Genomic DNA, 18876 nt, shown 5'->3' on the forward strand with positions numbered 1-18876 from the left:
ATCGTAGGGGTCACAGGTTCAATCCCTGTCACGCCCACCATTCGATCTTCTTGGAATTATTGCGATAACTTGGCTCGACAGAGCGCTGGTTCCAGAACAGGTTTCAGTCTGGCAACTTAAAAAAGCATGACTGCGCGACGGTGCTTGTATCGGCAAATGCCGATTGCTCAGAGTTTCCTGACATTCATTCTAAAGATCAAAAAAATCTCATCGCCACGTTCGCATAAGACGCCCCGATTCATAGAAAACCGCATCGTTTTTCCGCCCCTCTGAGTATCAATCTGCTTCGGACGGGATGCGCCTGCGATCAGTACGATAACGCCGCTCATTACCTAAGAACCCAGGCCTATTCGTTCGCCAGAGCGTGTCTGTGCAATCACAGACATATCCTGTTGGCTACCGATAACTGCTTCGATCTGATTCTTGTCCATGAGGCTGAACGCAGTTGCCCAGGCATCGGCTCGCGCCGCATCGCGGGCCACGACAGTCACCCGGCGATAAAGTGCCGCTGAAAAGCCAGTTTTTGGGTTGAGCAAATGGTTAAACCGTCCGGACTCATCGAACTGAAAGCCCGTGAAGCTGGATGTCGCGAGCGCCTGATTGCGGATATCAACATACTCTTCGGCAGCAGCTCCGGCTTCCAGATCGGCGATGCCAATGCACCATGCCGTGCCGTCAGCTCTTGAACCAAGAGCGCGATACTCCCCCATATCGACCAGTGCATATTCGACTCCTGCCCTTTGCAACAATGCCGTCACGCGGTCGGTGACATAGCCCTGCGCAATACCATTTAAAGTCAGAGACATAGATGGCTTGGAGAATGCAATGCGGTTATCATCGAACAGAACATAACCGAACCCTACCTTCGCCAGCGCTTCATCCCAAAGCTGTCGCGATGGTCCGTCGGGAGAAGGATGTTCTTGCGAGAAATGCTTTTTCAGACAGTTCCAAAGAGGCTGTACGGTCGGATCGAAAAGGCCATCACTGGCCTGCCAGCATTCATGGCAGATACGCAGAACCTCAACCAGATCAGGCGAAGGCGATGCCAGCGCCCCATCGCGATTAAGTTGGGCAAGTTCTGAATCTTCGCGATAGAGGCTGAAGATGTTCTCCAGCCTTTTGGCCTCTTGAGCCGCTTCGCGCAGCAACCGTTCAGCGGTCGAACGATCCGGATGATAGAGTATGATCTTGGCAGGTGCCCCCATCGCCTGACTACGCCAGATGATGGGCTCCGGAAGGTCGAGTGAAACTGCGTGTTTTGGAATGGCCCAGAACACTACTCCAGCCGCACCACCCGCAAGTACAAGCCGACGGCTGATACGCTGACCACCTTCAATGCGCATGGCTTTCGGCTCCAAGATCGGAGGGCCGCACCGACTGACCGCCGAGAACGTAATCCTCCGGTATTTCGGTAAAAGTGCTAATACGGCCGCCCTTTTCCGCAACGAACTTCTCCGCTGCTTCTCGTGTCGAAAACGGTACGGCCTCCTGTGCCCCCATTCCACCTACAGCAGCGCTTTCAATCACGAAAAAGGCTTTGCGCGCATCGACCCAGTTTTCCGCTCCCGGCTCTTCCCAGCTTGGCGCTTTCGCCATATCTGAAACGTAGATCGCCGCGATCCCTTTTGGCTCCTCAGGCAGCATCGTAAAGGCGAGCGTATCACGGGCGGAAGAGAACCATACTGCCTCGTTTGTCGGCTCTAGAATGATTTGCCCCTTGGGGCCGGGGTGCTCCAGAACATTCATTCCGCAATATCGGCCCATTGCGCTTTCCGTCAGCGCGAAAGGAGCCATCACGGCATCATTCTTTTCATCCGGAGAACACCCTGCAAGCAGAACCAGAAACAGGGGGGCAAGAAACAGAGCGTGTTTCATAATTCTTTCCTCGAGAAAACCAGCATGGAAAGGGACAGCGGCAGCATGACCCAAAGGCCGAGCGCTAGCGTCAGAGCTGGAGCAGAGAGCGTAGCGTTACCGGCTATTCCGCCCATGCCAGTTAAAGATCCGGCCTGTCCGAGACCGAAATTGAGAAGCCGGTAGGAATCGGCTGGATTGAGAAGAAGCAGACCGTTGAGTACCCCACCGCCAACAATACGGCCTTGATCGAAAACCAGCAGAGCAAGAAGTGCTGCGTCATAGATCAGCACGAAAAACAGCCAGACGCCGATGGCGATACCTGCTGCCGTGCTCCGCTCCCGCACCAGCGTACTTGCGAGAAAGCCGATGGCGATGAACACGGCTCCCAGCAGGACCGACGAGATAATGAGTTTGAACAGCGACAGCCAGCTTCCCGCATCCACGCCGGACCCGGTCACGATCAGCGCCACAGCCGCCGCGCCGTACCCGAACAATGTCGCAAAGGACAGAATAGCAAGCTGACCAACGAATTTTCCAAGAACCAGCTGAAATCGGCTTATCGGATAGCTCAGAAGCAGCAGCATCGTGCCGCGTTCCATTTCACCGACGATTGCATCATGCGAAATGAGAAGGGCAATAAGAGGGATGAGGAAGATTGTCAGGCTGGAGAGACTGACGATCACAACGTCCAGCTTGCTCGCGGCAACCGAACTGCCGGTGGGTGCGCTGCCGAGAAAAGTCATGCTTAGGGCCAGTGCCGCAAGCAATAGCGTGGTCGCCAGAACCCAGCGATTGCGCAAGCCTTCCTGAATTTCCTTGGAAGCGATTATGAGAATATTGTTCATTCCGCTGCCTCCGCGAGGGCCTCTTCCCCGGCATTGAGGAAGTGGGCGTAAAGTTCGTCCAGCGTCGGCGGAACGAGATCAAGTTCTGTGAGATTGTCGTTCATGGCCACGATTTCACGGACAAGAGCCATCTTACCTTCCGTCGGAGCTTCCGTTTCGAAGATATCCGGGCCGAGACGATGCCAGCGCAATGCAGTATTGGCGGTTGTCGAAGGCAGCCGGGAAACGTCTGGCGTCTGCACCCGTATGCGAAGCGGTAATTGTGAAATCCGGCGCAACGCATCGATGGAGCCATCGGCAATAATCTTGCCTTTGTTCGCGATGATGACGCGCCCGACTTTGGTTTCCAGTTCGGTCAGGGCATGGGACGACATGAGGATTGTCGTGCCTTTGCTCCGCAATTCTTCAAGGACTTCATAGAAGCTCTGACGCAAGGCGGGATCGAGACCGGTCGTCGGCTCGTCAAGCAACAGAACGGACGGTTGCCCGAGCAATGCCTGAGCAAGCCCCAGTCGCTGGCGCATCCCCTTCGAATAGGTGCCAACCCGCCTGTTCGCAGCATGGGCGAGGCCGACGCGCTCCAGCAGCTCTACATTTTGGGCAACCGGCATTCTCTTGAGCCGCGCATAGAAACCGAGCGTTTCGGCTCCTGTCAGCGCCAGATTGAAAGAGACGTGCTCAGGCAGATAGCCAAGCCGCAATCTGGCGGCAAAGGCACCGGTCGCCGGATCTTCGCCCAACACGCGAACCGCGCCCTTGGTCGGGCGGATCAGCCCGAGCATGAGCTTTATCATCGTCGTTTTTCCAGCACCATTATGGCCGACCAGCGCAATGCTTTCTCCAGCGTGGAGGCTGAAACTTGCATCGCTGATGGCGTCGAACCCGCCATAGGACTTTGTGACCTGATCAAGAATGACAGTCTCAGTCATTTGGTTTTCCTTTCGCCGGATCGGCCGGATGCGGCGGCTTCATAAGGGGATAGCTATCGACAACACCGCCCGGCAAAAGCGCCGGGAACTGGGTCTGTGCCCAGCGGATTGTCTCGATTGCCGGACTATTGATGAGAATTTTTGCCTGTGGCGCAGTCCACAAAACCTTGTCGATCAGATCATTGGGCCGGTAAGGACTATCTGCGATACCGTCACCATTGAGATCGAAGGCCGGATTGTCGCTCCAGTAATTGCCGCGCCCATTGACCGACCAGTCGAGGTTGCGCGTGCCGACATATTTCACCTGATTGCGGTTGTTTATGAAGGCGTTGCCGCTCATGGCATTGCCCTCGGAACCGGCAGTAAAGTGAATGCCTATGCTGCAGTTCTCGAAACTGTTTTCGGTGAACTTGTTCTTGTTGGCATTGTAAATAAAGACGCATTTTTCCGGACCGAGCCGCGAGGTTGCGCCCGTCTGGGTTTCCGTCTGGTCGTCCGCAGGAAGGCCGTGTTCAGCCTTCTGGACACCGGCATCGAGCCAGCGATCTATCGGTTGCATACGCCCGATCACGCGATTGCCGGAAATGACCGAGCTATTTGCATAATTGAGCAACAAGCCATGATCCCGGTCGCCGTCGGACAGGTTATCCTGCACCTTGAGACGGTTGGTGTACATGATCGCGAAACCGACCGAATTGTTGCGCGAAACATTGCCGATGACCTGGCTGTCATCCGTGTACATGTAATGAACAGCGAACCTGACATCCTCCATCACATTGTCGCGAAAGATATTTTTGCGGCTGGCATTGGTATAGATGCCGTCGCGCCCGTAGCGAATGACGTTGCCAATAACCTGTGCGCCGGGCGCATTCCAGATGGAAACGCCGCTGCCGGTTTGCGCCATGCGTACGCCTCGACGGCCAATGATCTCATTGCCGCTCGCGATGGAATTTGCGGCGCCATGCAAATAAATCCCGTAGAGGTTATCGATTAGTCGATTGTTCTCGACGCGTGCGCCCGTGGCGGTTTTGGCCACGAAAATTCCGGAGTTGAGGTCGGGCATGTTATCGCCCGAACCGCGCACTTCCAGCCCGCGCACGATAGCATCCGGTGCGTTGACCGTTATGGCATTGCCCGAGCCAAGTCCGTCCACAATGGCGCCCTGCTCGCCGGTCAGTTCAATGGCGCGGTCGATCGTAACCGCGCCATTGTGCTTGCCTTTCAGAAGCCGGACGACATCGCCCGGCTCCGCTTTGTCGATAGCCGCCTGTACGCCTTCGCCTGCTACGACATCGATCTGCCGTGCCTGCAAACCGTCGCAAAGAACGACGGTCAGCAGCATTGCGGCACTGAAGGACTGAAACCGGCGGGGGAACCTCATGGCAGTCAGGCCTTCTTCGGTTCCACGAGCATCCGGCCCTTCATTTCCATGTGCATGGCGTGGCAGAACCACGAGCAGTAATACCACCACACGCCCGGCTTGTTGGCCGTGAAGGTGACAGACGCGGTCGCCTGTGGCCCGATCTCCATGTTGACCCCGTAATTGATGATGGCGAAGCCGTGCGTAAGATCTTCGATCTCGTCGATATTGGTGACATACACCGTCACCTCATCGCCCTGCTGGACGGTGAACTCGGTTAGACCGAAGGCTGGCGCGGCAGACGTCATATAAACGCGCACCTTATTGCCATCCCGGATCACCTCATTCGCGTCCATCAGGTCGAGGCCATCGGCTTTCGCCTGAGTGACAGCATCGGCGAAGAATGGATCCTCACGGCTCCAGAAGTTGACGGGATTGATCTTGGAACGATGAACAATCGTTGCATCGTGCGGCTCAGCAAAACTTGGCCCGTCATGGACAATCATCATCTTCTCACCGGAAATATCGATGAGCTGGTCATTTTCCGGCTTGAGTGGGCCGACATTGAGATAGCGATCCTTGGAGAACTTGTTGAGCGAAATCAGCCACTGACCGTCGGCTTCCTTGGTTTGCCCCATGGAAGTGTGATTGTGACCGGGCTGATAATGCACATCGAGTTTCTGACGGATCGGATCGACCTTTTCACCCTTGAAGGCTCGCTTGGCGTCCTCGATATTCCATTTGCAGATCTGGCTGTCGATGAAGAGCGTTGTATAGGCGTTGCCCTTGCCATCATAAGCCGTATGCAATGGCCCAAGTCCGAGTTCAGGTTCCGCAACGACTGCATCGCGGGGCTTGATCTTGTCGTCGAAAAGCTCATCGAACTTGCGAACGTCGAACACGGTAACGGTCGGCGAGAGCTTGCCGTTGGCAACCACATGGATACCGTCTGGCGCAGTGTTGATGCCATGCGGGCTGTTCGGCACAGGAATGTAACGCGTATATTTGGAACCGTGACGTCCATCGATGACCGGCACACCGTTGATTTCCTTGAAATCACCCTTGGCAACCGCTTCTTCGATACGCTTCAGGTTGAAGATGACGATCCAGTCCTGCTCGCTCGACATCATTTCGGCGAGCGTCGTACCCTCTTCCGAATTGTAGCAGGTGGCAAAAGCATATTTGCCCTGATAATCGCAGTCGACATTGTCGAGATTGCCATCGACCATGATCTGCCAGGCAACCTTCATGGTCTCGCCGTCAACGGCCGTGAAGATCGCGTGATATTGCTTGGTATCGGTCAGATTGCTGCCGTCGTTCGGGATCGGCGCGCGATCTTCACCGTTGCAGAAGACATATCCGGTTTTCGGATATTTCTGCACGCGCAAGCCATGCACGGTGTGCTGGTTCGGGAGCTGAATGATCTTGTCGCATTTCATCACATCAAGACGGATGCGGCAGACACGCGTATTGGCCTTGTCGTTGGCGTAGAGATAGCGTCCGTCATAGGTGCCTTCCGTGAAGGACGGGTGCGGGTGGTGCAAGTCACCATTCAGGAAAATGCCCCCGCGATCTTTGAGGAACTCTTGGTCCTGCGGCAGAAGGCCTTCGGTCAGCACCTTAAGGCTTTCATTTGTCTGGCCCCAGCCGGTCGCGCTATCGCGATTGAACACCGGAATGCGCATCAGTTCGCGCATCGACGGCAAGCCGACAATACGGACCTCACCGCTCTGACCGCTGGAAAAGAAGACGTAATATTCGTCCAGTTCTCCAGGCTTCACCTCTGCACTGTGGCCAGCACCGCCGGCAGCAGCTATTGCCGGTTCGGTTGAACCTGCAAACAGCGCTCCACCAAGACCGCCTGCACCGGCAGCAGCCACAAAGGCTGACGAGCCGAGCAGCTGTCTTCGACTAAGCTGCGTTTTTTTGGTTTCTTCAGACATGCTTCTCTCCTTTAGAAAAGTCAGACAGCAGGACCGGTATCGGCAATGCCTTCAACCGGCTTTCCTTTGACTGAGATGACGGGTCTGGCCGGTCCACCGCCACGTTCGGCAGCCGCTGCGAGGGGGGCATTGCGGGCTGCGAATTTTTCACGCTTCACGCGCACCTGGATCATGTGCGGGCAGCGTTGGTCGTCGTGATAGAGTTCCTGACAATGCATGCAGTAGATGCATTCATTGACGTTGATCTGCCCCTCCGGATGGATCGCCTCGACCGGGCATTCCTTGGCACAACGGTGGCAGGGCGAACCGCATTCCGGCCAACGTTTCAGCCATTCGAACATGCGGATGCGCCCGGGGATGGCGAGAGCCGCGCCGAGCGGGCACATATAACGGCAGTAGAAGCGCTCGATGAACAGGCCTGCAGTCAGAAGTGTCAGCGCATAAATGACGAACGGCCACTCACGTGCGAATTTGAGAATTATCGAGGTCTTGAACGGCTCGACTTCCGCGAACACTTCCGCCAGTGCGACCGAATAGAGCGACAATCCAAACAGGCCGAGGAAGATCATGTACTTGAGAGGCCAGAGGCGTTCGTGCAGTCCCCATGGAAGCTTGACCTGCGGCACCTTCAGCCATTGGGCGAGATTGTTGGTAAGCTCCTGCAGGGCGCCAAACGGGCACAGCCAGCCGCAGAAGGGTCCACGCCCCCAGAACAGCAGCCCCGCCGCCACCGATGCCCACAGAATGAAGATCAGCGGCGATGTCAGGAAGAATTCCCAGTTAAAGCCGGTAATCAGGGAGTTGGTGAAGGTCAGGACGTTGACGACCGACAATTGTGCATTGTTGTAGAAACCGAGCCAGACAAGGATGAACAGAAGATAGCTGCGCCGCAGCCAGGTGAAGAAGCGCGGATGCCTGACCAGACTGTTCTGGAAGAAGAAGATGCCGACAAGAACCGTGATGGCAAAAGCGGTGATGACCACATTGGCACGATTCATCTCCCACATCCGGACCCAGAGCGGATTGCCCTCGCCCAGAATGTCGGCCGCATTGGCTTCGCCGACCGGTTGCGGCTGACGCGGTGCATCTGCAGTCGTTGCTGCAGGCTGCGCGGGAGCTGGTTCCGGCTGCTTCGCCAGATATTTTTCCGGCAAACTGTAGCCGAGATCGTAACTGATATTGGCCTTGTCCCGCGCACCGAAACCGCGCTGTACCAGAAGCTGCAAATCCCACGGTTCCGTCACGTCGAAGGCAAACCCGTCAGGCACCTCGAACAGTGCTATCTCGCGCAGACGCGGTGCGCCTTCGGCCATGATATCGCCGATACGGGTATGGTTCTTGTCGCGGAAACGTACGCCCTGCCCGTCCTGCATCAACTCGATGCGGTCAAAGATACCGCCGCGCACATATCCGGAGCCTTTGAAAGAATAGGCTCCGTCGCCCGCAACCAGGATCGCCTGACGTCCTGGCTTCAGCCGCTTTTGCAAGCGTTCGAAGCCATCCTTGCCAAGCAGGCTGATACCGATCGACGGCACTGAGACTGGCGCAACATAAAGCTCGATGAATTCGTCTTCAGGGTTGGTTGTTTCGGGATTGTCGGCGGCACGATCATGTTTGGCGTCACGGAATGCCTGTGTAACGTTACCAATCGACAGTTTCAGGCTGCGGACCGAACCGTCACCGATCAGTGCCTGCCAGTCCTGCTCGTCGCGGATCTCCAGATCAACCGTGCGCTGCGCATCAGCTGCGGCGACCTGCACAGGCGCGTTGCCAAGACGCCCACTGCGGACAAGCCCAACGGCCGAGCGAACGACACTGTCTCCCATGACGAGCACAGTAACCGTGGCACCGCTGACGATTTCCACCTGCGGAGGCTTGTTCTGGCCAGCCGCGACAGCACTCATGTCACTGTCGACCAGCGAGTTCAGCGCAGCCACAACCTTGGCTTCGGGAATGCCGATCAGCACGATCGGCTCTTTGTGGTCGACCAGTTTTATGCCGCGTATGACGCCTTTGGTATCAATGCCGACGACGATATGGATGGGTTTGCCGGAATAACCGATGGAACTGGTGAAGTCAGAATTCAAATAAGCATAACCGATCACCTCGCCCCGCTTCATCAGTGGTGCGATTGGCGGCTCGCCCTGCGGCTTGCCGATAGCATCGGCCTCTTTGAAGAGAGCGCTTGCCTCAACCTTCGGAAGGTATTTTTCCAGATCAGCGGCGGATGCTGTGGTCTGCCAGCAGAGCGCCAGAACCATCGCCGCCAACGCGACGACCCTGGCGGCTTCTAGTAAAAATGAAAATGGCTGACTGACACTTGGAAAACCCTGTTCCGGCAGTCGGAAAGCTGGAGCGACCACACGGCCCAATAATGCTATTTTCACGTCCAACCTGCATTTGCTCTGCTATTATTTGCGAGCATGTCTTTCGGTTGGAAATTATCCGATCAGACAGAGAGTTCATTGATTTGGAACAAATACAATAAGAAATCACCCAACAACACGACAAACAGAAATCCAAAGTGTTAAAGGCTCGCCGACACCAAGCCGGGCAAAGCATCCGAACGCGGCTTTCTAGAATCCTGCTATGCACCTAAGGTATCTCGCCGCGCAGATGGCTCGACAGGAAGCCCAGATTGTCCTGTCCCCAATAAACTTCATCTTCATAGATGTAGGTTGGAAATCCGAACACGCCCTTTTCGACGGCAATCTCGCGATCATTTCGCCATTTTCGCAGGACGTCCTCGTCCTGCTCCCGTGACAGGAGATAGGCCCCGTTGAAGCCTGCGGCGTCAGCCACCGCGCGGCGGACATTCGGTTGCCCTATATCCTTCGCTTCTTCCCAAAAGGCATGTTGCAGCGCCCGCACCAGCTGCAACCAGTTCTCGCCGTCAAGATAGGCGGCGATCACCAAAAAGGAAGCAGACGTCGGGTCGCCGAGTGCCGGGCGATTTTCCACCAGCAAAGGTTTACCACGAAACTTCGCCCATCGTTTCAGATCACGCGTGCCATAGGCACGACGCGCATCGGGACGGTTTCTGGCGAATATTCCGCCATTCTCCTCGATGACAGTCGCCAGATGAGGCTTGATTTCAACCAGATGTCTTGAGGACAACTCCTCCAGCGTATCCAGCCCGAGATATGACCACGGCGATCCGATGGAGAAGAAATATTCGATAGTTTTTGGCACCTTCGATCCTTCAGTTGCGGGGAAATAATGTCCGGTTCAGTTGAACTTCGGCAGTCCCGGCGGGTTTGTTTCGGAGCGGGGCAGCGCTTCTTCCTCCAGCTGCCAGCGCTCGAGAATTCTGGCATAGGTTCCATCCTCGATCAGACCATTGGTAGCTACCGTCAGTGCATCGGCCAGACCGCTCCCCTTGCGGGTTGTGATCGCGACATCGGAACGATCCGGCCAACCTGCGCTCAATGTTCCGACCCGCTTGATATTCTTGTCACGCGCTGCAATGAAAACGAGCTGCGCATGTGGCTGCACGATCACGTCGGCCCGTCCTGACCGGAGCGCAAGCAGGCTTGCGGCCTCATCGTCGTAATATTGCAATTCAATCGGTTTCAGACCGGCGGCAACGTTTTCCTCACTCCATTTGACGAGAATGCGCTCCTGATTTGTCCCCGCACCTACAATGATGCGCAAACCCGCAGCATCCTTCGGTCCCTTAATGGAGGTGACTGGACTGTCCGACTTGACGAAGAACCCGTGCAGGCCCTGCCGATAAGTCGAAAAGTCGAATTTTTCCTTGCGTTCCTCGGTAACGCCAACGTTTGAAATGACGGCATCATACTTGCCGGAAGCCAGCCCCAGCGGCCAGTCGATCCACGCCACCGGAACGAGCTCCAGCTGCAGGCCCAGACTTTCAGCGATCGCAGAAGCATATTCCGGATCGGCGCCGACGACCGTTCGTGCATCAGTGGCATAAGTCGCCAGAGGCGGGCCACCGGGAGCCACGGCCACGGTAAATTTACCCGGCGCAACGAATTTGAAGCCAGCGGGAATGACTGTGGCCGCCGTCTCATTCTTCTTCGTATGAATACGACCCGGTTGCTCCGGAGAAAGGTCGAAACCGTCCCCTGCCACGGCCGTCAGAACCGGAAATGTCACCCATGCAAGGGCCGCGATCAACAGAGCTCCTGCTCTCATGTAAATTTTCTCCAGTATCACAGAAATATGCGGGTCAGTTCGCGTCCCCTCAAACCGACCCGCCCCTCACCTTTCAACTCACGAGCCGCTCTTCGGCAGTCCCTGCGGGTTGGTTTTGGCTTCGGTGATTGCTTCCGGTCCAAGATTCCAGGTTTCCAGAACCTTCTGATATGCCCCGCTTGCGATCAAATCATTCAGGACATCGGTCAGCGGCTGGGCAAGGCCACTTCTCTTGCGCGTCGTGACGGCAATTTCAGCCGTAATCGGCCAGCCCCCGCTCACAGTGCCGACCAGCTTCGTCTTGCCGTTAATGCCTGCAGAGTAAGCTTGCGTCGCATTCACGCTGAAAACGGCGTCGGCGCGTCCGCTCTGGACGGCGAGATCCTTGACCGCATCATCATCGTAATACTGCACCTCAACGGCTTTCAGACCGGCAGCTACGTTCTGGCGGTCCCATTCCAGCAGGATTTTTTCCTGATTGGTGCCCGCATCTGTGATGACCTTGAGACCGGCAATATCTTTCGGAGACTTGATCTCGCCGATCTCGCTGTCGGATTTCACATAGAAGCCAAGCTCATCCTTGCGATAGGTGGAGAAATCGAATTTCTCCTTACGTTCTTCCGTCACCGTCACATTCGAAATCACTGCATCGAACTTGCCAGAGGAAAGCCCCAGCGGCCAGTCAGCCCATGCGACAGAAACCAATTCCAGCTGGAGGCCCAGACTATCGGCGATGATCTGCGCCAGATCGACATCGTAACCGATGACGGTCTTGGAATCCGACGCATAGTCATGCAGTGGCAGATGACCGCTGGTGCTGATGCCGATAGTCAGAACGCCGTCCTTGACGAACTTGAAGTCCTTGATCTCCTCGACACGCTTGGCGATCTTCTCGACGCGCAGCCGGTTCGGCTGTTCCGGGCTGAGATCGAATTTCCCCTCGCTGCGTGCGGCACCGGAACCAAGCAACCCAATAGCGATAACTCCGGCGGTCCAGTAGCTCGCTTTTCTGATAAATGTCATTTCCCGTCTCCTTGTTGTGTCGGTTCTTCCAGCACCGGTTCAAAGAACCTTGGCCAGAAATTCACGTGTGCGCGGATGCTGCGCGTCGTTGAAAATGCGGGATGGCGGACCGGCCTCTACGATCTGCCCGGCTTCCATAAAGACAACCGTGTCGGCAACTTCACGCGCAAAGCCGGTCTCGTGAGTGACGATCACAAGGGTGGTGCCAGTACGGGCAAGTTCCTTGATGACGTCGAGCACCTCACCGACCAGTTCCGGATCAAGCGCCGAAGTCGGTTCGTCGAACAGGATGACCTTCGGACGAAGCGCCAATGCCCGCGCTATCGCCACGCGCTGCTGCTGTCCTCCGGACAATTGACGCGGATAGGCTTCAACCTTGTCACTGAGGCCGACACGGGCGAGCAGATCGAGCGCCAATCGGACCGCTGCATCCCGCGCAAGACCGCGTACCTGGATCGGCGCTTCGATGATGTTTTCAAGAACCGTCATGTGCGGAAAGAGATTGAAGTTCTGGAACACCATCGCGATATCGGCACGGCGTTTGAGAATGTCCTTTTCCTTCAACTCATAGAGCGTGTCTCCGTCCTGACGATAACCGACCAGCGCGCCATCAACGGAAATGAAGCCTGCATCCACACGCTCCAGATGATTGATCGAGCGCAGCAGCGTGGACTTACCGGAGCCGGACGGGCCGAGAATTGCCGTCACACTGCCTGCCGGAAGGGACAGGTCCACATGGTGCAGCACCGTGTTCGTGCCGAAGCGCTTGGAAATATCGTGGATATGAATAGGTGCGCCCGCAGCCACTGTGCCGACATCGCGGAAACCCGCGACCGGAACCGTCTTATGCACTTGTCCCGACAACTCCGAGGTCAGCGGCAAGGAGCGCTTGTAGCGATTGAAGAATGCCTGGAATGGCAGGGGAACCGGATTGCGAACCGCGCCCTTGGCGAAATATCGCTCGATATAATACTGTGCCACCGAAAGCACGGTCATGATGACCAGATACCAGACCGTCGCGACCATCAGCAGCGGAATGACTTCCAGATTGCGCCGGTAGATCACCTGAACTGTGTAGAACAGCTCCGGCAAGGCGAGCACGTAGACCATGGAAGTGCCCTTGGCGAGACCGATGATCTCGTTGAAACCCGTCGGAAGGATAGAACGCATGGCCTGTGGCAGAACAATTCGCAAGGCTTGACGGTTGCGCGGCAGGCCAAGCGCGGCAGCAGCTTCATGTTGACCCTGATCGACGGAGAGAATGCCGCCGCGTACGATTTCGGCGAAGAAGGCTGACTGGTTGAGGGTCAGGCCGAGAAAGGCAGCTGCAAACGGTGTCAGCAATTGTACCGTCGGGTAATCGAACAATACGCGATCTGTGAAAGGCACACTCAGCGTGATGTTCGCATAGAGGTAACCGAGATTGTTCAGGATAAGCAGCAATACGATCAGCGGTATGGAACGCAACAACCATATATAACCCCAGGAAAGGCCTGAAAGCAGCGGCGACCTCGATACACGGGCTAAGGCCAGCAGCGTGCCGAGAATAGAACCTGATACAGCCGCGAGTGCTGTCAGCAGCAGCGTCCGCCCGAGGCCAACGAGCACCGGTTCGGCAAAGAACCATTCAGCAAAAACGTTCCAGCCCCACTGCGGATTGGTAAAGATCGAATAGAGCACAAGCCCGATCACGAGGGCCGCGAACACACTACCCACAAAGCGTGCTGGATGCTTTGCCGGAACGATCCTGTAGCGCGAATAGTCCTGCTTGCGCTCCACGGGGCGGATTGCAATCTGCACGTTTGAGAATTCTGTCGTTACTGCCATCTGGTCATTCCTTGGCCTTCAGCTCTGTGATGATGTTCACTGGCTGGCGATATGTTGTCGGTCCGTGATGTGATGATCGTTGCCGCGCCCAAGCGGAGCGGCCAGATGGCCGATCTCCTTTTCAAAAGGCAGCGTCTTGTAAATTTCAGGATCCGCACCTGTGTCGAAAAGCGCCGTATAGCCGTTGTGGAGATAGAGACCGACGGCTTCAGGCTGGCGGAAGCCGGTCGTCAGATAGATGCGGGAATAGCCCTGTCTTGCCGCCTGTTCTTCCAGTTCCACGAGAAGCTTGCGCGCCAGCCCCTGTCGCCGCAGATCCGACCGCGTCCAGATGCGCTTGAACTCCGCAGTACGCGCATCAAAAGCCTTAAAGGCACCGCCGCCGATGGTTTCACCGTCCCGGATCAACAGCACAAAATTACCGCTGGGTGGCGCAAACGCCTCGGGCGGATAGTGGTTCATTTCTGCCGCCGCACCTTCCGCGTTGAAATATGTGCCGTAACGACTGTCATATTCATACAGAAGCTCATCGATGAGCGGCTTCGCACGTGGATCAAGAGAACTGGTGTACAGAAAGATATCGCTCATCATCATCACCATCTGTTTTCGTTGAGAAAGGCTTCGGCAAGCTGCACCCAATAGAGGGCAGCTGGCGCGATGATCTGATCGTTGAAGTTGTATTCGGCGCTGTGCAGTGGCGCGCTATCGCCGTTACCGACGAAGAGATAGCTGCCGGGCTTTGCCTGCAGCATGAAAGCAAAATCCTCGCTGGCAGTGCGTGGCGCAAATGCGCTGTCTAGGGCACCATCGCCGAAGGCGTCGACTGCAACCTTGCGGGCGAATGCGGTTTCCTCAACCGGATTGATGACAGAAGGAAAGCCCAACCTATAGTCGACTTCCGCAACGGCACCAAAACTTTCAGCCTGAGCGCGAGCAAGCGCCGGGATGCGTATCTGCAATCCGCGCCGCACCTCTTCGCTGTAGGAACGGATCGTCAGTTGCAGTTCCACCGAACCAGGAATGACGTTCGAAGCTTCACCGCCATGAATGGAACCGACCGTGACGACCGCCATTTCACGTGGATCGACATTGCGCGAAACGATGCTCTGCAAGGCGGTAACGAGAGACGCAGCGGCGACAATAGGATCGACAGCATTGTGCGGTTCCGCCCCGTGACCACCCTTGCCGACGATCCTGATGACAGCCTTGTCTACAGATGCCATAGCCGGTCCCGCGACAAAGCCGAAACGTCCTGCACTGACACCCGGCCAGTTGTGCAATCCGAACACCGCATCGGCGGGAAACCGCTCGAAAAGCCCTTCGCTTATCATCTTGCGTGCTCCGGCACCGATTTCTTCTGCCGGTTGGAAAACAAGATCGAGCGTACCGCTGAAATTCCCCTCCTTGGCCAGATATCGCGCAGCCGCGAGCAGGATCGTCGTGTGCCCGTCATGGCCGCAAGCGTGCATTACACCTTTGTTTCGGCTGGCATAGGGAAGTCCCGTTGCCTCTTCTATCGGTAGAGCGTCCATATCTGCCCGGATCGCGAGACGGCGCTGACCTTCCCCCCGCACCAAGGTTGCAACCACGCCGGTTCCCGCAACTCCCGTCGTAACGTCATAGCCCCAGGAGGCGAGTTTTGAAGCAATGAGGCGGCTCGTGCGATGCTCGTTGAAGGCAAGCTCCGGATGCTGATGAATGTCATGACGAAGCGCTATGAATTCATCGAGATGCGCGGCAATGCCTTCTCTCGCGGCATCAAGCCTGTTGCGGGATCGGGAGGTAACATCCATGAAACCGGCTCCTCAGGCCCGTGCGGCCTTGTTTACCGGTTGATCTACCGCCGACGAATAACGGCTTTCGCGGAACGGCAGCCCCAGATGATCGCGCAGCGTTTCACCGCTCAGTTCCGGGTTGAAATAGCCACGCTCTTCCAGGATCGGCAGTACGTGTTGGATGAAATCATCGAGACCTTCCGCAATGACGGGAAAGCCGAGAATGAAACCATCGGCGGCTTCGCTTTCCACCCAATCGATGAGTTCATTGGCAATGGCCTCCGCCGTTCCAATAAAGGCAGTGCGTGGTGTCGCGACGTCGAGTGCGATCTCGCGTAATGTGGCGCCGGTTTCCCTTGCCGTCTTCTTGATGCGATCTGTCGTGGCGCGGAAACTGTTCTTGCCGATTTCGCCGAGTTCAGGGAAAGGCTCGTCGAGCGGATAGATGCTGAAATCGTGATGATCGAAGAAGCGACCGAGATAAAGCAGCGCCTCTTCGACCGACACCAGATTACGGATCGCCTGATACTTCGCGTCGGCTTCCTCCTGCGTCCGCCCGACAATCGGGCCAATACCCGGGAAAATTCCTACATCGGAAGAACTGCGCCCCTGCGCAACGGCACTTTGTTTGACCTGTCTGTAGAAAGATCGCACGTCCTCAATCTTGGCACCGTTCGTGAACACTGCATCGGCATGTTTACCGGCAAGCCGGATGCCCGAATCCGACGATCCGGCCTGAAACACCACTGGCTGCCCCTGTCTGGAACGGCTGATATTTAGCGGTCCTTCGACATTGAAAAAGCGCCCTTTGTGATTAATGCGACGTAGCTTGTTTTTATCGACATAGACGCCGTTTTCGCGATCGCGGACGAAGGCATTGTCATCCCAGGAATCCCAGAGTCCTTTGATGACGTCGAGATATTCGTCCGCGATTTCATAGCGTAGTTCGTGTTCCGGATGCGGGCGCCCGTAATTACGGCCTGACCCTTCGAGTGGGGAGGTGACAGCATTCCATCCGGCGCGTCCGCCAGAAATAAGATCCAGCGAAGCGAACTGGCGCGCGATGGTGAAGGGGTCGCTGTAGGACGTCGATACCGTACCTACCAAACCAATTTTTGAGGTGGAAGCAGCGAGTGCCGAAAGGATCGAGATCGGTTCGAAGCGATTGAGGAAATGCGGTATCGACTGTTCATTGACGTAAAGTCCGTCAGCAACAAAGGCAAAGGCGATCCCCGCCGCCTCTGCCTTACGCGCGGCATTGACGAAGAACTCGAAATTGGTGCTTGCATCGACGGGTCCACTTGGATGCTTCCATGCGTTCATATGGCCGCCAGCCCCCTGCAGCATGACGCCAAACGTGATTTGTTTTCGTTCACTCATGTCTTTTCTCCAAGGAAGAGTTCGACGCCATGCGTCCATCTTGCAGTTTCCGGTCGTGCTGCATTCGCACCGAGCAGCTAGACGTTTTCCATGGGGAGCAGCGTAAGCACCCCTTGGCCTGCCGATAAGAAAAGTAATTCTATAATTTTTATATACTTTAAAATTGCAATGCAGCTTAAAACGGCACAATACAGAATATGCCATAGAGTCAATTAGATAGCGTGGTTATGACGTCATTCATTCTTGTCAGTGACAAGCTCAAAAGAAAAATCTGACTGAAAAGAGGTGGATTTTGAGACGTCTGTTCCTTGAGGAAGAATGTTTGGTGGCCCACCATTCAAACATGGATACGAGCTATACCTATATCATCATCGCCCTGCTCCCGTTTCTGCTTTGGAGCGCGATTATCTTTGTATTGTCGGAAGCCGACATCCAAGCCGATTGCCGGGACTCCGAGGATATGAATGACGATCGCCCGACCGACGATCAGATGGCCGATATCGTGACCATTCCCTACGGTCTAATTTTCCCGCTTTATTATCATACACCGACCGCATCGCGCGAAATCGGTTAAAACAGCCACTATACTGCGACACTCGGCCAGCCACCGTAAGCTATTAATTCTCTCGATTTCATGCAAAAGCATTCCGGCGAAACATCGGCGGAGTGGTTATGCTTACGAAGAAGGGCAAATACGGTCTGAAGGCTCTGGCTCATCTCGCCGCACTTGAACCGGGAGAAAGTGCGTTCGTCGCCGATATTGCCACCCAGAACAATATCTCCAAGAAATTTCTCGACGCAATCCTGCTGGAATTGCGCAATGACGGCATTCTACGGTCGAAGAAAGGTCCCGGTGGCGGTTATAGCCTTTCCAAGCCTGCGTCGGAAATTACCATTGGTCAGGTCGTCCGTGTTCTCGACGGACCACTGGCACCAATCCGTTGCGCCAGCCGCACAGCGTACGAGCCGTGCAACGACTGCGTGGATCATCGCGCCTGTCAGGTACGTCGTTCCATGCTGCTGGTGCGCGAAGCAATAGCAGGCGTTCTCGATAGGATGACGCTGGAACAGTTTACCCGCAACGGTGGGTTGGAAGACGACCGCTCTGCGCCCGCTTGGGCGCAGTTAAGCGCCTGATATAGCGTCCAGAAGGCGATAGCCGCCATTGTGATACAGAAGCGGTTCACCGGAACCCGTAACGATTTTCAGAACGCGACCGATCACGATTGCATGTGTATGGCGTTCGATCACGTCTTCCACGGCGCAATCAACGGAAGCCAATGCGCCAGCAAGTGCCAGCGCACCGCTTTCTAGTGCATACCATTCAGCATCCGCGTAACGTTCAACGCCCTTGATGCCACCCTTGCCAGCAAAACGATCGGCAATGGACTGATGGCCGGAGGACAGCACATTCACGCAGAAATGGTTATGGCGACTAATCGCCGACCAGACCGATGAACCGCGATTGATATTTACGATAATCGTTGGCGGCTCAACCGAAAGCGCTGTGGCTGACGTCACAGTCGCCCCGGTGCGCCCTTCATTGAAACCCGCCGTGACAACACTCACGCCACCTGCAAGCTGTCTCATGGCTGCTTTAAGTTCGCCAGGAGAAACCTCGATATCTTCAGGCTCTTCAACATATTGCGGAATATTCTCGCGGAGATATGTTACCGTTGATCCCATCTCTGTTTATTGCTCCAGATTTATCAATCTGCCATACGGTAGCAGCGCTCGGCAAATTGGCCGAGAATGCCATTTCTATAATCGACTGATTTT

The 18876-nt window shown here is 55.8% G+C and carries 17 protein-coding genes; 2 read left to right on the forward strand and 15 right to left on the reverse strand.

Annotation, left to right across the window (positions count from 1 at the left end):
* Positions 1–332 precede the first annotated feature (332 nt).
* From OANT_RS22395 to OANT_RS22465, 14 genes are all read right to left on the reverse strand, one after another.
* Entirely contained in the window at positions 333–1343 is a 1011-nt protein-coding gene (locus OANT_RS22395) for an FAD:protein FMN transferase (protein WP_012093625.1), read from the reverse strand.
* Positions 1333–1875, reverse strand: coding sequence for a nitrous oxide reductase accessory protein NosL (locus tag OANT_RS22400; protein ID WP_012093626.1), 543 nt, complete (start codon positions 1873–1875; stop codon positions 1333–1335). Before OANT_RS22400 ends, OANT_RS22395 begins: the two co-directional genes overlap by 11 nt.
* Complete coding sequence (locus OANT_RS22405) at positions 1872–2702, reverse strand: DUF2705 family protein (RefSeq protein WP_012093627.1); 831 nt, start codon at positions 2700–2702, stop codon at positions 1872–1874. The genes OANT_RS22400 and OANT_RS22405 overlap by 4 nt, the downstream gene beginning before the upstream one ends.
* Positions 2699–3631 carry an ABC transporter ATP-binding protein gene (locus OANT_RS22410; RefSeq protein WP_012093628.1) on the reverse strand — a complete coding sequence of 311 codons (933 nt, stop codon included), beginning with the start codon at positions 3629–3631 and terminating at the stop codon, positions 2699–2701. The genes OANT_RS22405 and OANT_RS22410 overlap by 4 nt, the downstream gene beginning before the upstream one ends.
* The gene (locus tag OANT_RS22415; protein WP_012093629.1) at positions 3624–5012 is read right to left on the reverse strand and encodes a nitrous oxide reductase family maturation protein NosD; all 1389 of its coding nucleotides are present in this window, start codon (positions 5010–5012) and stop codon (positions 3624–3626) included. The genes OANT_RS22410 and OANT_RS22415 overlap by 8 nt, the downstream gene beginning before the upstream one ends.
* 5 nt (positions 5013–5017) lie before the next feature.
* Positions 5018–6934 carry a TAT-dependent nitrous-oxide reductase gene (nosZ, locus tag OANT_RS22420; RefSeq protein WP_012093630.1) on the reverse strand — a complete coding sequence of 639 codons (1917 nt, stop codon included), beginning with the start codon at positions 6932–6934 and terminating at the stop codon, positions 5018–5020.
* Positions 6935–6954: 20 nt separating this feature from the next.
* Positions 6955–9195 (reverse strand): regulatory protein NosR, encoded by a 2241-nt coding sequence (locus tag OANT_RS22425; protein ID WP_040128535.1) that lies wholly within the window; start codon positions 9193–9195, stop codon positions 6955–6957.
* A 334-nt stretch (positions 9196–9529) separates the two neighbouring features.
* Complete coding sequence (locus OANT_RS22430) at positions 9530–10126, reverse strand: 2-hydroxychromene-2-carboxylate isomerase (protein WP_012093632.1); 597 nt, start codon at positions 10124–10126, stop codon at positions 9530–9532.
* Between the two features lie 36 nt (positions 10127–10162).
* Complete coding sequence (locus tag OANT_RS22435) at positions 10163–11092, reverse strand: ABC transporter substrate-binding protein (protein ID WP_012093633.1); 930 nt, start codon at positions 11090–11092, stop codon at positions 10163–10165.
* A 78-nt stretch (positions 11093–11170) separates the two neighbouring features.
* On the reverse strand, positions 11171–12115 hold the full coding sequence (locus OANT_RS22440) for an ABC transporter substrate-binding protein (RefSeq protein WP_012093634.1): 945 nt from the start codon (positions 12113–12115) through the stop codon (positions 11171–11173).
* Positions 12116–12154: 39 nt separating this feature from the next.
* Positions 12155–13942: an amino acid ABC transporter permease/ATP-binding protein gene (locus OANT_RS27365; RefSeq protein ID WP_012093635.1), complete on the reverse strand. Its 1788-nt coding sequence runs from the start codon at positions 13940–13942 to the stop codon at positions 12155–12157.
* 36 nt (positions 13943–13978) lie between these two features.
* Complete coding sequence (locus tag OANT_RS22455; protein WP_012093636.1) at positions 13979–14530, reverse strand: GNAT family N-acetyltransferase; 552 nt, start codon at positions 14528–14530, stop codon at positions 13979–13981.
* Positions 14531–14535: 5 nt separating this feature from the next.
* Positions 14536–15735, reverse strand: coding sequence for a M20 aminoacylase family protein (locus OANT_RS22460; RefSeq protein ID WP_012093637.1), 1200 nt, complete (start codon positions 15733–15735; stop codon positions 14536–14538).
* A 12-nt stretch (positions 15736–15747) separates the two neighbouring features.
* Complete coding sequence (locus OANT_RS22465; RefSeq protein ID WP_012093638.1) at positions 15748–17097, reverse strand: LLM class flavin-dependent oxidoreductase; 1350 nt, start codon at positions 17095–17097, stop codon at positions 15748–15750.
* Between the two features lie 325 nt (positions 17098–17422).
* Here OANT_RS22465 and OANT_RS22470 point away from each other — a divergent pair, with 325 nt between their 5' ends.
* Together OANT_RS22470 and OANT_RS22475 are read left to right on the forward strand one after the other, a co-directional pair.
* Positions 17423–17671 carry a hypothetical protein gene (locus OANT_RS22470; RefSeq protein WP_010660641.1) on the forward strand — a complete coding sequence of 83 codons (249 nt, stop codon included), beginning with the start codon at positions 17423–17425 and terminating at the stop codon, positions 17669–17671.
* Between the two features lie 98 nt (positions 17672–17769).
* Positions 17770–18234 (forward strand): RrF2 family transcriptional regulator, encoded by a 465-nt coding sequence (locus OANT_RS22475; RefSeq protein ID WP_012093639.1) that lies wholly within the window; start codon positions 17770–17772, stop codon positions 18232–18234.
* On the opposite strand, the gene OANT_RS22480 is transcribed toward OANT_RS22475, so the two are convergent.
* Positions 18223–18783, reverse strand: coding sequence for a flavin reductase family protein (locus tag OANT_RS22480; protein ID WP_012093640.1), 561 nt, complete (start codon positions 18781–18783; stop codon positions 18223–18225). The two genes, OANT_RS22475 and OANT_RS22480, sit on opposite strands and share 12 nt — an antisense overlap.
* Positions 18784–18876 lie beyond the last annotated feature (93 nt).

The organism is Brucella anthropi ATCC 49188, assembly GCF_000017405.1.
GTDB lineage: Bacteria > Pseudomonadota > Alphaproteobacteria > Rhizobiales > Rhizobiaceae > Brucella > Brucella anthropi.

Bases quoted from the DNA above. Each gene is read 5' to 3' on its own strand.
- OANT_RS22395 (WP_012093625.1), bottom strand. From the start codon at position 1,343: ATGCGCATTGAAGGTGGTCAGCGTATCAGCCGTCGGCTTGTACTTGCG.
- OANT_RS22400 (WP_012093626.1), bottom strand. From the start codon at position 1,875: ATGAAACACGCTCTGTTTCTTGCCCCCCTGTTTCTGGTTCTGCTTGCA.
- OANT_RS22405 (WP_012093627.1), bottom strand. From the start codon at position 2,702: ATGAACAATATTCTCATAATCGCTTCCAAGGAAATTCAGGAAGGCTTG.
- OANT_RS22410 (WP_012093628.1), bottom strand. From the start codon at position 3,631: ATGACTGAGACTGTCATTCTTGATCAGGTCACAAAGTCCTATGGCGGG.
- OANT_RS22415 (WP_012093629.1), bottom strand. From the start codon at position 5,012: ATGAGGTTCCCCCGCCGGTTTCAGTCCTTCAGTGCCGCAATGCTGCTG.
- nosZ (WP_012093630.1), bottom strand. From the start codon at position 6,934: ATGTCTGAAGAAACCAAAAAAACGCAGCTTAGTCGAAGACAGCTGCTC.
- OANT_RS22425 (WP_040128535.1), bottom strand. From the start codon at position 9,195: ATGGTTCTGGCGCTCTGCTGGCAGACCACAGCATCCGCCGCTGATCTG.
- OANT_RS22435 (WP_012093633.1), bottom strand. From the start codon at position 11,092: ATGAGAGCAGGAGCTCTGTTGATCGCGGCCCTTGCATGGGTGACATTT.
- OANT_RS22440 (WP_012093634.1), bottom strand. From the start codon at position 12,115: ATGACATTTATCAGAAAAGCGAGCTACTGGACCGCCGGAGTTATCGCT.
- OANT_RS27365 (WP_012093635.1), bottom strand. From the start codon at position 13,942: ATGGCAGTAACGACAGAATTCTCAAACGTGCAGATTGCAATCCGCCCC.
- OANT_RS22455 (WP_012093636.1), bottom strand. From the start codon at position 14,530: ATGAGCGATATCTTTCTGTACACCAGTTCTCTTGATCCACGTGCGAAG.
- OANT_RS22460 (WP_012093637.1), bottom strand. From the start codon at position 15,735: ATGGATGTTACCTCCCGATCCCGCAACAGGCTTGATGCCGCGAGAGAA.
- OANT_RS22465 (WP_012093638.1), bottom strand. From the start codon at position 17,097: ATGAGTGAACGAAAACAAATCACGTTTGGCGTCATGCTGCAGGGGGCT.
- OANT_RS22475 (WP_012093639.1), top strand. From the start codon at position 17,770: ATGCTTACGAAGAAGGGCAAATACGGTCTGAAGGCTCTGGCTCATCTC.
- OANT_RS22480 (WP_012093640.1), bottom strand. From the start codon at position 18,783: ATGGGATCAACGGTAACATATCTCCGCGAGAATATTCCGCAATATGTT.